A 14,766-nucleotide genomic window follows, 5' to 3' on the forward strand; every position below is an offset into this window, starting at 1 on the left:
CGAAAGGCCCCGCATGCGCATCCTCGTCTGGCACGTGCACGGCGGCTGGATGGACGCGTTCGTCCGCGGCCCGCACGAGTACCTGATCCCCACCACGCCGGCGCGCGACGCCGGGGGCCTCGGTCGTGGCGGGCGCGCCTGGCCGGCGTCGGCGATCGAGATCGACCCCGCCGACGTCGCCGACGCCGAGGTCGACGTGGTCGTCCTGCAACGCACCGAGGAACTCGACGCGGCGAAGCGCCTGCTGGCCGGTCGCGACGTGCCGATCGTCTTCGTCGAGCACAACGCGCCCCGCGTCGACGTGCCGAACAGCCTGCACCCGTTCCGCGACCGCGACGACCTGACCATCGCGCACGTCACGCACTGGAACGCGCTGATGTGGGACTGCGGCACCACGCGCACCACGGTCGTCGAACACGGCGTCGTCGACCCCGGCCCGCGCTACACCGGCTCGCTCGACCGCCTCGGCGTAGTCATCAACGAGCCCGTGCGTCGGGATCGCGTCGTCGGCACCGACCTGCTCCCCCGCTTCGCGGCCGTGGCGCCCGTCGACGTCTGGGGCATGGGCACCGAACGGCTGCCGGAGCTCGGCTTCGGCGACGCCGTGGTCGCCCGCGGTGACGTGCTCTCCGACCCGATGCACGCGGCCCTCGCCGAACGCCGTGCGTACGTCCACCCGAACCGGTGGACCTCGCTGGGCCTGTCCCTCCTCGAGGCGATGCACCTGGCGATGCCGGTCCTGGTGCTCGCGACGACGGACGCGGCCCGCACGGTGCCGGGCGAGGCCGGCGCGATCGCGACGGACGTCGAGGAGCTGGTGCGGGCCTCCCGGATCCTCGTCGAGGACCCCGACGAGGCGCGCCGACGGGGTGCCGTGGCGCGGGAGGCCGTGCTCGCACGACACGCGCTCGGCCGCTTCACCGCCGACTGGGACGACCTGCTCGACGACGCCGTGACCCGCGGCGCCGGACGCGACCGGGCGGCCTCGGCCGCGACATCGGCCCCGGCTTCGGCTTCGACTTCGGCCACGACCCCGGCCACGTTCGAGGGGAGCCTCCGATGAAGATCGCGATGGTGTCGGAGCACGCGAGCCCGCTCGCCGTGCTCGGCGGTGTCGACGCCGGTGGACAGAACGTCCACGTGGCCGAACTGTCCGGGGCGCTCGCGGACCGCGGGCACCAGGTGACCGTCTACACCCGGCGTGACGACGCATCCGCGCCGGTCCGGGTGCCGCTGCGGCCGGGGGTCGACGTCGTGCACGTCGACGCCGGTCCGGCGCGGCAGGTGCCGAAGGACGAGCTGTTCCCCTTCATGGGGACGTTCGCGTCGGTGCTCGCCGCGGAGTGGTTCGTGGACCGACCCGACGTCGTGCACGCCCACTTCTGGATGTCCGGTCACGCGGCACTCGACGCCGTCGCGCAGGTGCAGGCCCGGACCGGCGGCACCCGCATCGCCGTCGCGCAGACCTTCCACGCGCTCGGCGTCGTGAAGCGTCGACACCAGGGCTCGGCCGACACGAGTCCCGCGGAGCGCGAGTGGCTCGAACCGGCCGTCGGACGGAGCGCCGACCAGGTCGTCGCGACGTGCTCCGACGAGGCCTTCGAGCTGAAGGCCCTCGGTGTCCCCCTGCAGCGCATCTCCGTCGTGCCGTGCGGTGTCGACGTGGCGCTGTTCCGCCCCGACGGACCGGTCGAGGAGCGCGGCCGTGCGCAGCGGGTGCTCACCGTGTCGCGGCTGGTCCGGCGCAAGGGCGTCGGCACGACCATCGCCGCGCTCGCCGCCCTGGTCGCCGAGGGGCGCGACGTCGAACTCGTGGTCGTCGGCGGTGCCGGTGTCGCCGGGGCCGACCTGGTGGACGACCCCGAGTACCAGCGGCTCGACGCCCTCGCCCGGTCGCTCGGGGTCCGTGACCACGTGACCTTCCGCGGACAGCTGGCGCAGCACGAGATGCCCGCCGTGTACCGGAGCGCCGACGTCGTGGTCTGCGCACCCTGGTACGAGCCGTTCGGCATCGTCCCGCTCGAGGCGATGGCCTGCGGTCGACCCGTCGTCGCGTCGAGTGTCGGTGGGCTCATCGACACCGTCGTCGAGGACGGCACGGGCCTGCACGTCCCGCCGCGCGACGAAGCCGAGGTCGCCGCTGCCGTCGGCGCCCTGCTCGACGACCCGGACCGCCGCGGATCCCTCGGCCGGGCCGGCCGTGCACGCGCGGAGTCGCGGTACACGTGGCAGAAGGTCGCCGCGGACAGCGAGCGCGTCTACGAGCGGCTGCTGGCCGGTGCCGTCGCCGTGGCCGCACCGACCACCACGGCGGGCGCACCGCAGCGCACCACCACGGCGGGCGCACCGACGCGCACCGCCACCCACGCCGGACGGGTCCCGCGTGCTGCACAGCCGACCGAGAGGACCGCCCGATGACCATCGACCAGCAGCCCGGCATCGACGAGCACACCACCGCGACTGCACGCATCGTGTTCGACCACGTCGCCGCCTCGGTCCCGGTGATCGCCTCGCTCGTCGACCACCACGACCACATCGCCGCCTGGGCCGACGACATCGCGGCCCGACTCGTCGCGGGTCGCCGCCTGCTCGCCGCGGGGAACGGCGGGTCGGCCGCCGAGGCGCAGCACCTGACCTCGGAGCTCACCGGACGGTTCGACGGCGACCGCCCCGCCTACTCCGCGATCTCGCTGCACGCGGAGTCCTCGGCGGTCACGGCGATCGGCAACGACTACGGCTTCGACCAGGTCTTCGCCCGACAGGTGTCGGCGCACGCCCGGGCGGGTGACGTCGTCGTGCTGCTGTCGACCAGCGGCAGGAGCCCGAACCTGCTCCGCGCCGCCGAGGCCGCCCGAGCCGTCGGCGCCCGGACGATCGCCATGACCGGGCCCCGGCCGAACCCCCTGGCCGAGGCCGTGGACGACGCGATCTGCATCGCGGGCCCGTCCGCCAACGTGCAGGAGGCGCAACTCGTGCTCGTGCACGCCCTGTGCCGGGCGATGGAGCCCGCACTGCGCCGCGGGGTCCGGCGATGACGCCCCAGCAGCCGGCCGCGCAGCGACCGGCCGGGCCGCACCGCGCGGCGGTTCGTCGCCTGCGGATCGTCGTCGTCGGCGACACGTTGCTCGACGTCGACGTGGCCGGCACCAGCGATCGGCTCAGCCCGGACGCACCCGTGCCCGTCGTCGACGTCACGACCGACGACCGCCGCGCCGGGGGTGCCGGTCTCGTCGCCACGATGCTGGTGCGTGACGGGCACGACGTCACCCTGGTCACCGTTCTGGGCGACGACAGCCGCGCACAGGAGCTCCGCGACCTGCTCCCCGACGTCACCGTGGTCGCCGGACCTTCCGGTGCCCCGACGCCGGTGAAGACCCGCGTGCGCGTCGTCGACCACGCGCTGGTCCGCATCGACGAGGGCTGTGCCACTCCGCCCGTGCCCGAGGCCACCGACGCCATGACGGCCGCGCTCGACGACGCCGACGCGATCGTCGTCGCCGACTACGGCCGCGGGGTGGCCGCCGCTCCGGCGCTGCGGGAGGCCCTCGCACGCGTCGCCGAGCACACCCCGGTGGTCTGGGACCCGCACCCGAAGGGCGCCGCACCCGTTCCCGGCATCACCGTGGCCACCCCCAACGCCGCCGAGGCCCGCCGGTTCACCGACGTCGAGGGCCACGGCGCGCCCGTCGCGACCGTGCCCTTCGCGACCGTGGCCTTCGCGACCGTGGCCGCGGCGGCCCTCGTCGAGCAGTGGGGTGTCGGCGCCGTCGCGGTGACGCTCGGCGACCGCGGAGCACTCCTCGCCGACGACCGTTCGGACAGCCGCTTCGTGCCGGCACCCTCCGTCACCGCCTGCGACCCGTGCGGCGCCGGCGACCGGTTGGCGGCCGGTGTCGCCGTCGCACTGGCCGGTGGAGCGGACGTCCCCGACGCCGTCGCCGCCGGCGTGGTCGCGGCCTCCGAGTACCTGGCCGCCGGCGGCGTCACCGCGCTCTTCGCCGACGACGGCCCCGCGCCGCTCCGGGTACCGGGCGCCGACCGCGACGCGCTGCGCACCGTGCACGAGGTCCGGAGCGCCGGCGGCACCGTCGTCGCGACCGGCGGCTGCTTCGACCTGCTGCACGCCGGGCACGCCCGCACCCTGTCGGCCGCGCGGGCACTCGGCGACTGCCTGGTCGTGTGCCTCAACTCCGACAGTTCGGTCCGCGCGCTCAAGGGTCCGGAACGGCCGATCATGACCCAGGACGACCGCGTCGAACTCCTGCTCGCCCTGGACTGCGTCGACGCCGTCGTGGTGTTCGACGAGCACACCCCCGACGAAGCACTCCGCCGGTTCCGCCCGGACGTCTGGGCGAAGGGCGGCGACTACACCGCGAGCGAGCTGCCCGAGGCCGCGACCCTGGCCGAGTGGGGCGGACACGTCGTCACCGTCCCGTTCCACCCCGGCCGCTCGACGACCCGCCTGGCCGCGGCCCTCGAACACGTCGGCTGAGCCCGACGGATCCACGCCCCTACGGAAGGAAGTCCATGCCCGTCCCCACCACCCCCATCGGCCGCGTCCTCGTCACCGGCGGCGCCTCCGGACTCGGCGCGGCGGTCGTCGCCGCGGTCGTCGAGGCCGGCGGCACCCCGATCGTCCTCGACCTGCGCGTCGACGCGGTGTCCGAGGGCATCGACGCCGTGGCCGTCGACGTGTCGGACACCGACGCGGTCGAGCAGGCGGTCCGCCAGGCGGCCGAGCGTCACGACGGACTCGACGCGGTCGTGACGGCCGCGGGGATCGACACCCCCGCACCGATCGACGCGATCTCCTCCGGCAACTGGGAGAAGATCGTCGCGGTCAACCTCATCGGCACCGCCTCGGTCGTCCGCGCCGCACTGCCCGCCCTCGAGGCAGCGCACGGACGTGTGGTCACGATCTCGTCCTCGCTCGCCCTGCGCGGCGTCGGCGACGGCACCGCCTACTCGGCCTCGAAGTTCGGCGTCCGCGGCTTCTCGCAGGCCCTGGCCGCCGAGACCGCCGGCCGCATCGGTGTCACCAACGTGATCCCGGCCGGCATGCGCACGAACTTCTTCGCCGACCGCACCGAGCAGTACAAGCCGGGTCCGGACGCGCAGCTCATCGAGCCCGAGTACGTCGCGAACGCGATCCTCTTCGCGTTGTCGCAGCCGGCCGGCTGCGAGATCCGGGAGCTGTCGATCATGCCCGCGACGGAGCCGAGCTGGCCGTAGACGCTCGCTGCGCGTCGCGCCGGTGCCAGGCGCGTTGGTCGTTGCCACGGGGCGGACGGGAGGCGCGGTGCCGGTCGTGCGCCGTGCCTCCCGTCCGTCCTGCTTGTCACGTTGCCTGCGCGGTGCGGCTTGCGTTGTCTGGTGCGGGGTTGACGGCGTGGTGCGCGCCTGTGGCGCCGCACGCAGCGGTCAACCGTGCACGGGGTGGGGACGTGCGCACGGTGCGGACGGGAGGCGCGGTGCCGGACGTGCGCCGCGCCTCCCGTCCGTCCTGCTTGTCACGTTGCCTGCGCGGTGCGGCTTGCGTTGTCTGGTGCGGGGTTGACGGCGTGGTGCGCGCTTGCAGCGCCGCACGCAGCGGTCAACGGCGCACAGGGTGGGGACGTGCGCACGGTGCGGACGGGAGGCGCGGTGCCGGACGTGCGCCGCGCCTCCCGTCCGTCGGTCTTGTCACGTTGCCTGCGCGGTGCGGCTTGCGTTGTCTGGTGCGGGGTTGGCGGCGTGGTGCGCGCTTGCAGCGCCGCACGCAGCGGTCAACCGCGCACAGGGTGGGGACGTGCGCACGGTGCGGACGGGAGGCGCGGTGCCGGGTTGGCACCGTGCCTCCCGTCCGTCCTGCTTGTCACGTTGCCTGCGCGGTGCGGCTTGCGTTGTCTGGTGCGGAGTTGACGGCGTGGTGCGCGCTTGCAGCGCCGCACGCAGCGGTCAACCGCACCGGGTGGTGACGTGCGCACGGTGCGGACGGGAGGCGCGGTGCCGGTCGTGCGCCGGGCTTCCCGTCCGTCCTGCTTGTCACGTTGCCTGCGCGGTGCGGCGTGCGTTGTCTGGTGCGGAGTTGACGGCGTGGTGCGCGCTTGCAGCGCCGCACGCAGCGGTCAACCGCACCGGGTGGTGACGTGCGCACGGTGCGGACGGGAGGCGCGGTGCCGGTCGTGCGCCGGGCTTCCCGTCCGTCCTGCTTGTCACGTTGCCTGCGCGGTGCGGCGTGCGTCGTCTGGTGCGGAGTTGACGGCGTGGTGCGCGCTTGCAGCGCCGCACGCAGCGGTCAACCGTGCACCGGGTGGGGACCTGCGCACGGTGCGGACGGGAGGCGCGGTGCCGGTCGTGCGCCGGGCTTCCCGTCCGGCGGTCTTGTCACGTTGCCTGCGCGGTGCGGCGTGCGTCGTCTGGTGCGGAGTTGACGGCGTGGTGCGCGCTTGCAGCGCAGCACGCAGCGGTCAACCGCGCACAGGGTGGGGACCTGCGCACGGTGCGATCAGACGGTGCTGTCAGACGGTGCGGAGCAGGTCGGCGACGTCGTCGAGGACCAGTTGCGGGTCGACCTCGTCGACGTAGGACGGGTCGTGCGCGCAGCGCTCGGCCGTCCACCCCACCTGCGTGACGTCGATCCCGCAGACCGGGCAGCGCGTGACGTAGGACAGGTGCACGCGGTGGCGTCCGCGGTCGAACGGCCCGGCGTTGACGACGTTGCCGAACCAGAACACGCCGACGGTGGGCGTCCCGACGGCGACCGCCAGGTGCCGCGGGCCGGAGTCGTCGCCGACCATGACGTCGGCGGCAGCGAGCACGGCGGGGAGCTCGCGGAGCGGCACGGCACCGGTCAGGTCGTGCACGCGTCCGGCGAGGTCGGCGGGCAGCGCGTCGACGATGGCGGTGGACGCCGGCACGTCGGACGCGTCGCCGACGAGCACCACGTCGTCCCCGGCGGCGAGCCGGACGCGGGCGACCTCGGCGAAGCGCGAGGGGCTCCATCGGCGGCGCGGATCCGTCGCCCCGGGGTGGATCGCCAGGAGTCGGGTGCCGTCCCCGGCGACGCCGAGCCGCTCGCGGACCGCCGCCCGCTCGTCGTCGGACACGTGCACCCGCGGATCGAGCGTGACGGGGGCGGCCCCCGCGAGCGACACGACCTCGAGGGCACGCAGGACCTCGTGCTGGTAGTACACGTAGCGCACCCAGCGCTCGAGGACCTCGGCGTCCTCGGTCGCGGTGCCGACGGTGTGCCGGGCGCCGAGACGGAGCAGGAACGGGTTCGAGTTGCGACCCCCACCGTGCAGCTGCACCGCGAGGTCGAACCGGCCGGACAGCCGCGCGAAGAAGTCCTCGGCATCAGGAGCGTCGTCGCCGGCGTCGCGGACACCCGGTGCGACCGGGAGTTCCTCGAAGGCGTGCACGGCGTCGGTCCGGCCGCCCAGGACCGCTGCCGCGGCGGGCGTGCCGAGGAGGGTGATGCGCGCGTCCGGGTAGGCGGCGGCGAGGGCCTCGAGGGCCGGCACGGCGAACATCAGGTCGCCGAGGCCCCCGCCGCGGAGCACCGCGATCTCGGTCACGCCGTCGAACCGTTCTCCGCCCACACCGATCTGCTGCACGCCTCTCGTCTACCGGTCGGGTGCCGGTGGGACGTCCAGCACCGGGCGGCGGACGGGCACCGATGGACACGAAGCGCGGAGTCGAGTCGGCACACAGCGGTGTCCGAGCACCGTCTGACCCCCGCCCGCCCTCCGGAAGGACACCATGACGATCGCACCCGCTGCTGCCGACGCCGCCACGGACCTGGTGGTGACCGACCCCGTCGACGGGACGGTCGCGTCGACTGTGCCCCGTGCCTCCGAAGCCGAGGTCCGTGATGCCGTCGCCCGTGCCCGGGCAGCTGCCGGCGCCTGGGCGCGCACGGCCCCGGCCGAGCGCGGCGCACTGTTGCACGCGGCGGCCGAGCACGTGCGCGCACACGCCCAGGAGCTCGCCGACCTGAACACCCGCGAGACCGGCAAGGTGCCGGGTGGCGCACTCGGTGGGGTCGAGGCCGGCGTCGGAACGCTCGTGCAGTACGCCGAGCTCGGACCGGTGCACCGCGGCGAGGCGCTGCGCGGGCAGTTCGGGGCCGCCGACTGGGCCGTCCCACACCCCCGCGGGGTCGTCCTCGCGCTGACGCCGTGGAACGACCCGGTCGCCGTGGCCTGCGGGATCCTCGGTGCCGCGATCGTCACCGGCAACACCGTGGTGCACAAGGGCAGCGAGCGGTCCCCCGCCACCATCGCACGCCTGAACGCGCTGCTCGCCGAGGTCCTGCCCGACGGCGTGCTCGTCGGCGTGGACGGGGACGGGTCCACCGGCGAGCTGTTGCTCGCCCAGGAGGGCGTCGACGCGTACGCGCACGTCGGGTCCACCGCGACCGGTGACCGGCTGTCCGAGGTCGCCGTCGCGACCCGAGCCCACGTGGTCCGTGAGAACGGCGGGAACGACGCGGTCGTCGTCGACGCCGACGTCGACCCGGCGTGGGCCGCCGCCCAGGTGGCCCTCGGTGCGTTCGCGAACACCGGGCAGATCTGCACCAGCGTCGAACGCGTCTACGTGCACCGCGACGTCGCCGAGCCCTTCGTCGCCGCCCTCGTGGCCGAGGCGGAGCGCCGCACCGCCGCACCCGCGACGACCTACGGCCCGTTGGTCGACGACCGGCTGCGCAGCACCGTGCAGTCCCACGTCGACGACGCCCTGCAGCGCGGTGCCTCGGCACGGGCCGGTGGGGTCACCCCGGACGGCGTCGGATCCTTCTACCCGGCGACCGTGCTCACCGGGTGCACCGACGACATGCTCGTGATGACCGAGGAGACCTTCGGCCCGATCGCGCCGGTCCGTGTCGTGGCCGACTTCGACGAGGGGCTCCGGCTCGCGGCCGCCGACCGGTACGGCCTGGCCGCCACCGTCCTGACGAACGACACCGGTCACGCTCTGCGCGCCGCCGCGGAGCTGCCGGTCGGCACCGTGAAGGTCAACGCGGTGTTCGGTGGTGCGCCGGGCGGCAGTGCCCAGCCGCGAGGTGCCTCCGGAGCGGGTTTCGGGTACGGCCCGCACCTGCTCGACGAGATGACCACGACCACGGTCGTGCACCTCGAGCCCGCCCCCGCACGCACCGCCGGCGGCACACGATGAGCGTCGACGTCCGGCTCGTCCGCGACCTGGTCGCCACGATCGACGACCGCGAACCGCTCGTCGTCGTGATCGGCGACTGCATCCTCGACCGGTGGACCGTGGGCGAGGCCGAGCGGGTCTCGCGCGAGGCCCCTGCACCCGTCGTCCGGGTCACCGAGACGATCGCGGTGCCCGGTGGCGCCGCGAACACCGCGGTGAACGCCCGCGCGCTCGGCGCCCGGGTCCGGCTCGTCGGACTCATCGGCGACGACGAGGCCGGTGGCGTCCTGCGCGAACGGCTCGAGACCGCGGGCGTCGACACCGCGTTCCTGGTCGAGATCGCCGGAGCGCGCACCACCACGAAGTCCCGCGTGGTCGGTGGCGACCGGGTCGTGGTCCGGGTCGACGACCTGGCCGGAACCCCGACCGCCGACCACAACGAACGGCTGGCACGCGCCGTCGCCCGAGCGGTCCGGTGCGCCGACGCCGCGGTCGTCTGCGACTACGGACTCGGCGTCCGTGCCGAGGACGTCGTCCCGGTACTCGACCGCGACCGCCCCGGGTCCATCGTCGTCGACGCGCACGACCCGCCCCGCTGGGCCTCGTTGCGACCCGACCTCGTCACACCCAACGCCGGCGAGGCCGCAGCACTGCTCGGACGCGACCTCGGGACCGGCGCCGACCGGGTGGCCGCCGTCCTGGGCGCACGCGCCGACGTCCTCGCCCGGACCGGTGCCCGCGCGGCCGTCGTCACGCTCGACCGCGACGGCACCGTGCTGCTCGAGCGCAGCACGGACGAGGGTTTCCGCACCCGTGCGGTGCCGGCCTCGGAGCAGCAGGCGTCCGGAGCCGGGGACACGTTCTGCGCCGCCGCGACGGTGGCGCTCGCGGTCGACGCGTCCGTCCGCGACGCCGTCTCCGTGGCGCAGGCCGCCGCCGACGTCGTCGTCCGCGAAGCCGGCACGTCGGTCTGCAGCGCCGCCGCCCTGCTCGACTCGGTGACGGCACCGGCAGCCACCGTCGTCGACCACGACGAACTCGCGATCGCCGTCGAACGGGCCCGCCAGGCCGGTCGGCGCGTGGTGTTCACGAACGGCTGCTTCGACGTCGTGCACCGTGGGCACACGACGTACCTGCGCCAGGCCCGGGACCTCGGTGACCTGCTCGTCGTGGCGCTGAACGACGACGACTCGGTGCGACGGCTGAAGGGCCCGGAGCGCCCGATCAACCCGGCCGAGGACCGCGCCGGGGTGATCGCCGCCCTGGCCTGCGTCGACCTGGTGACGGTGTTCGCGACCGACACCCCGATCCCGCTCATCGAACGGCTGCACCCCGAGGTCTACGTCAAGGGCGGTGACTACTCGCCCGAGATGCTCCGCGAGACGGCGGTCGTGCGCGGGTACGGCGGCGAGGTGGTGATGGTCGACTACGTCCCCGAGCACTCCACGACGGCCGTGGTCCGGCGCATCCGCGAAGCCGCGGCAGCGTCGGCCGGGTCCGCGGTGCCAGCTGCCGCGTCGGCCGGGTCCGCGGTGCCAGCCGCAGCGACCACCGCGACCGCAGCCGCGACCGACCCCGAGGGGACCACCGACGGAAAGGTCATACCGCAGTAGGGGGTCGTCGAGACCCCGGCGGGATGGCAACGCTCCCGGCGCTCCGTAGCGTCGAACCCGTCGACGAGGTCCGTCGGCGGAGGGAGCGTCGCCGTGTTCGACCAGATCACCCCGTTCGTCGTCGAGTTGGCCGCGAGTCCGCTCGTCTACGTCGTGCTCGTCGCCCTGTGCTTCGTCGACGGCTTCTTCCCGCCGGTCCCGAGCGAGTCGGCCCTGGTCGCCATCGCAGCCATCGCCGCGACTTCCGGCGAGCCCGTCCTGGCCGGGGTCCTGGTGGCCGCCGCGGTGGGGGCGATCGCGGGTGACTCGGTGGCGTACTGGATCGGTCGCCGGATCGGACTCGCCCGTCTGGCGCAGTCCCGACGGCCGCGGATCGCCGCGGCGTTCGCGTTCGCCGAACGGCAGATGCAGCGCCGGTCCGCGAGCCTGATCCTGGTCGGCCGGTACATCCCCGTCGGCCGGGTCGCGGTGAACATGACCGCCGGCGCGACACGGCTGCCCTACCGTCGCTTCCTCGCCATCAGTGCGATCGCCGGGACGGCGTGGTCCGCGACCTCGGTCGGGATCGCCCTGGCCGCGTCGCAGGTGCTGCACGAGCCGCTCGTCGCCGCCCTGGTGTCGATGGTGGTCGCGGGCGGCCTCGGCATCGCGGTCGACCGGGTGATCGGTAGCATCAGCCGCAGGCGCGACGCTCGTGCCGCCCGAGCGGCCGCCGCGATCGTCCCCACGACCGGCGTGCCCACGACCGACGTGCCCGCGACCGACCTGCCCACCGCGAGCACCACACCCGTCGCGCACGCCCCGTCCGCCACACCCCGCATCGTCCCCACCGGAGAGATCGTCCGACAGTGACCACCGCCCTGCTCCGCCCGCGACCGACCTGGCTGCCGCTGGCGACCCGGATCGCTCTCGTGGTCGCGGTGGTGTCCCTGTTCAGCGTCGCCGCCCCGGTGACCTCGGTCTACTACGCCGTCGCCGTCCCGCTCTCCCTGCTCGTGTCGGCGGTGCTCGCGGTCAGCATCGGCATCGCCCCGTTCGTCCCCCGCACCGCCGCCGCCGCCCACCTCGTCGGACTCGTCGCGCTCGGCCTGCTCACCGCCCCGGTCGAGACGAGCCCGTGGCCGATCCCGGTCACCGGCATCATCGGCCTGAGCGTCCTGCTCGTCGTGCTCGGGGTCCGCTCGACCTGGCGGCTGACCGCGATCGTGTGGGCCGTCGCCGCCGTGCTCCCCCTGCTGCTCGTCGCCGTGACGCCGGGCCGCTGGGACCAGCCCGCCGTGTGGGCGACGAGCTTCGTCGTGTCCGCCGGCGACACGCTCCTGGTCGCCGCGGCCGCCGTCGTCATCGGGCAGCGCCGCAGCATCCGCCAGGAGCTCGTCGCCGCCCGCCGCGACGCCGAGCTCGAGCAGGCCCGGCGCCGCACGGTCGAGGAACGCTCCCGCATCGCCCGCGAGCTGCACGACGTCGTCGCGCACAGCATGTCCGTCGTGCACATGCAGGCGGAGTCGGCCCCGTACCGGGTGGCCGACCTGCCGCAGGAGGCCCGCGCCGAGTTCGCCGCGATCGCCGAGACCTCGCGTACCGCGCTGCGCGAGATGCGCCAGCTGCTCGGCACCCTGCGCGGGGACACCGCCGCCGAGCGCGCACCGCAGCCGGACCTCGCCGACCTGCCCGCGCTCGTGCAGGCCACCCGCGCCGCCGGCATCCCGGTGGAGCTCGACGTCGACGTCGCCGACGACGTCGACCGGCTCGCACAGCTCACCGTCTACCGGGTCGTGCAGGAGGCGCTCGGCAACGTCGCCCGGCACGCGCCCGGCGCGTCCACCGTCGTGACGGTCAGGAGGCACGGCTCGCGTCTCCGGGTGGAGGTCGCCAACACCGCTCCACCCGCTGGCACCGTGCCGGCCGCACCACCCGACGACGGTGGCTTCGGCCTGGCCGGGATGCGCGAGCGGGTGACGGCGCTCGAGGGCACGATCGACCACGGCCCCGTGGCGGACGGCGGCTTCACGGTCGTGGTGACCCTACCCGTCCGCGTACCGGCGGCCGACGGGGGAAGCCGATGACGCGGGTGATGGTGGTGGACGACCAGCAGATGTTCCGCATGGGACTGCGGGCGATCCTCCAGGCCCAGGACGACGTCGAGGTCGTGGGCGAGGCCGCGAACGGTGCCGAGGCGGTGGTCGCGGCGATCCGGCTGCAGCCGGACGTGATCCTGATGGACGTCCGGATGCCGGAACTCGACGGGATCGAGGCGACCCGACGGATCACGGCGGCGCCGACGGACCGACCCGTCCGCGTGGTCATGCTGACGACGTTCGACATCGACGACTACGTGTTCGACGCTCTGCGGGCCGGGGCGAGCGGCTTCCTGCTCAAGGACGCGAGCGCCGACGAGCTCGTCGCGGCGGTGCGCACGGTGGCCGCGGGCGAGGCACTGCTCGCGCCGCGCGTGACCCGGCACCTGGTCGAGGCGTTCGTCGCCGGACCGGTCACCGCCGCTCCGCGCACCGAGGTGCTCGACGTCCTGACCGACCGGGAGCGCGACGTGTTCCTGCTCATGGCGCGCGGGCGGTCGAACGGCGAGATCGCGGGCGACCTGTTCATCGCGGAGCAGACCGTCAAGACCCACGTGGGGCGGGTGCTGGCGAAGTTGCAGTTGCGCGACCGGGTGCACGCCGTGGTGCTGGCGTACGAGGCCGGCCTGGTCCGCCCGTCCGCCTGACGCGCCGCCGCGCCGCTCACGTCCCCCGAGGTTCCGAAATCTGCACATCTCGCGCGCCGAAACGTCGGGCCGTGGAACCTCGGCGTCGCGTCAGCGGCGTGTCGCCCAGCCGCGCACGGGGTCGAAGCGGGTCGCGGTGGGCAGACGCGACGACAGACGGACGGGAGGCCCGGTGCCAGCTGGCACCGGGCCTCCCGTCCGGGGGTGGTCGCGACTCAGGCGGCGAGGTGCGCCTGCAGGAACCAGCGGTCCTTCGTCAGACCGCGCTCGATCTCGATGACGACGTCCTGGCTGTTGAGGTCGACCTCGTCGAGACCCTCGACGGCGCGACGGACCTGCAGCAGGGCCGCGTCGATCTGGGCGATGACCTCGGTGATGGTGACGTCGGAGTTCTGGAAGCCCTGCGACAGCGGCGGCAGCGTCGTGTTGGCGGCGACGGTCGCGATGCGCGAGTCGACCGGCAGGCCGAGGGCGACGATGCGCTCCGCGGCGGTGTCGGCGTAGGCCTGGGCGTGCTCGACGATGTCGTCGAGGAGCTCGTGCACACCGACGAAGTTGCGGCCGCGGACGTGCCAGTGCGCCTGCTTGCCGTTGACGACGAGTGCCTCGAGGTCGATCACGACGGGGGCGAGGAACTGTGCCACTCCGGCGGCGAGCTCCGGCGTCGTCGAGAACGGGGACGTGGTGGTCGTGGTGCTGGTGGTGGTCGTGGTCATGTCTGAACCTCCTGCGTCGTGGTTACACCGGATCGCTGGGCCTGTCCTGACCAGTTCGGTGCTGCCGATGGACACAACCATGCCCGCTTCTCTTGTATGCCGCAAGGAAGCGGAGGCTGCCCTTACCGGCGGGCAGCAGCCGCCAGCCGGCAGCGGTCAGCCGACGAGCGTGTCGAAGCCGGCGTCGCTCAGCTCGATCTGGACGGCGGAACGTGCGCGCTCGACCCAGGGGCTGTCAGTGCACCCGATCCAGACGCTCGTGCGCGGCTCGCAGTCGGCGACGCACCACTCGGCCGCCCAGCCGGTCAGGGCGTGCGCGAGGGCCTCGCCGTGGTCGGCGAAGACGAGTGGCGACACCGCCGAGGTGCGGGCGCTGCGGACCAGCCACGTCACGGTCACGCGGGGCGGCGCGGGCAGGATGCGGATCTGCTCGTCGAGGGCGACCTCGACGAAGACCTGTCCGTACGCGTTCTCCGGCAGGTCTTCGAGCTGCCGGCGGATCTCCGGCAGGTCCTCGACGCCGCCGGCGATGAGGATGCGTTCACTGGGCTGTCGCCGGGTCCGTGCCATGCTG

At 74.3% G+C, this 14,766-nt stretch carries 13 protein-coding genes; 10 read left to right on the forward strand and 3 right to left on the reverse strand.

All coding sequences use genetic code 11. The annotated features are described in order from the left end of the window. The first annotated feature begins 13 nt into the window (after positions 1-13). Genes GVL05_RS03860 through GVL05_RS03880 form a run of 5 tightly spaced genes read left to right on the forward strand, consistent with a single transcriptional unit; the run spans position 14 to position 5,232 of the window. Complete coding sequence (locus GVL05_RS03860) at positions 14-1,063, forward strand: glycosyltransferase (protein WP_159571444.1); 1,050 nt, start codon at positions 14-16, stop codon at positions 1,061-1,063. Continuing rightward, positions 1,060-2,418, forward strand: coding sequence for a glycosyltransferase (locus tag GVL05_RS03865; protein WP_159571447.1), 1,359 nt, complete (start codon positions 1,060-1,062; stop codon positions 2,416-2,418). The genes GVL05_RS03860 and GVL05_RS03865 overlap by 4 nt, the downstream gene beginning before the upstream one ends. Continuing rightward, complete coding sequence (locus GVL05_RS03870; protein WP_159571450.1) at positions 2,415-3,035, forward strand: SIS domain-containing protein; 621 nt, start codon at positions 2,415-2,417, stop codon at positions 3,033-3,035. The genes GVL05_RS03865 and GVL05_RS03870 overlap by 4 nt, the downstream gene beginning before the upstream one ends. A 59-nt stretch (positions 3,036-3,094) precedes the next feature. Continuing rightward, on the forward strand, positions 3,095-4,492 hold the full coding sequence (locus GVL05_RS03875) for a PfkB family carbohydrate kinase (RefSeq protein WP_159571525.1): 1,398 nt from the start codon (positions 3,095-3,097) through the stop codon (positions 4,490-4,492). Positions 4,493-4,527: 35 nt separating this feature from the next. Continuing rightward, positions 4,528-5,232, forward strand: a complete 705-nt coding sequence (locus tag GVL05_RS03880; RefSeq protein ID WP_111084066.1) for an SDR family oxidoreductase — start codon at positions 4,528-4,530, stop codon at positions 5,230-5,232. Positions 5,233-6,500: 1,268 nt separating this feature from the next. Here the strand turns inward: GVL05_RS03880 and GVL05_RS03885 are convergent. Next, complete coding sequence (locus tag GVL05_RS03885; RefSeq protein ID WP_159571453.1) at positions 6,501-7,598, reverse strand: glycosyltransferase family 9 protein; 1,098 nt, start codon at positions 7,596-7,598, stop codon at positions 6,501-6,503. 145 nt (positions 7,599-7,743) lie between these two features. On the opposite strand from GVL05_RS03885, the gene GVL05_RS03890 reads away from it, so the two are divergent. From GVL05_RS03890 to GVL05_RS03910, 5 genes are all read left to right on the forward strand, one after another. After that, entirely contained in the window at positions 7,744-9,159 is a 1,416-nt protein-coding gene (locus GVL05_RS03890; protein WP_159571456.1) for an aldehyde dehydrogenase, read from the forward strand. Continuing rightward, complete coding sequence (gene rfaE2, locus GVL05_RS03895; RefSeq protein WP_159571459.1) at positions 9,156-10,751, forward strand: D-glycero-beta-D-manno-heptose 1-phosphate adenylyltransferase; 1,596 nt, start codon at positions 9,156-9,158, stop codon at positions 10,749-10,751. Before GVL05_RS03890 ends, rfaE2 begins: the two co-directional genes overlap by 4 nt. 93 nt (positions 10,752-10,844) lie before the next feature. Continuing rightward, entirely contained in the window at positions 10,845-11,603 is a 759-nt protein-coding gene (locus tag GVL05_RS03900; protein ID WP_159571462.1) for a DedA family protein, read from the forward strand. Further along, complete coding sequence (locus GVL05_RS03905) at positions 11,600-12,817, forward strand: sensor histidine kinase (protein ID WP_159571465.1); 1,218 nt, start codon at positions 11,600-11,602, stop codon at positions 12,815-12,817. Before GVL05_RS03900 ends, GVL05_RS03905 begins: the two co-directional genes overlap by 4 nt. Continuing rightward, positions 12,814-13,476 carry a response regulator transcription factor gene (locus GVL05_RS03910; protein ID WP_123292794.1) on the forward strand — a complete coding sequence of 221 codons (663 nt, stop codon included), beginning with the start codon at positions 12,814-12,816 and terminating at the stop codon, positions 13,474-13,476. Before GVL05_RS03905 ends, GVL05_RS03910 begins: the two co-directional genes overlap by 4 nt. Positions 13,477-13,691: 215 nt before the next feature. Here the strand turns inward: GVL05_RS03910 and GVL05_RS03915 are convergent, their stop codons facing one another. Then, positions 13,692-14,192, reverse strand: coding sequence for a Dps family protein (locus GVL05_RS03915; RefSeq protein ID WP_111084072.1), 501 nt, complete (start codon positions 14,190-14,192; stop codon positions 13,692-13,694). A gap of 156 nt (positions 14,193-14,348) precedes the next feature. Beyond that, positions 14,349-14,762 carry an SIP domain-containing protein gene (locus tag GVL05_RS03920; RefSeq protein WP_123292793.1) on the reverse strand — a complete coding sequence of 138 codons (414 nt, stop codon included), beginning with the start codon at positions 14,760-14,762 and terminating at the stop codon, positions 14,349-14,351. Between the last annotated feature and the right edge of the window lie 4 nt (positions 14,763-14,766).

The organism is Curtobacterium sp. 18060, assembly GCF_902706105.1.
GTDB lineage: Bacteria > Actinomycetota > Actinomycetes > Actinomycetales > Microbacteriaceae > Curtobacterium.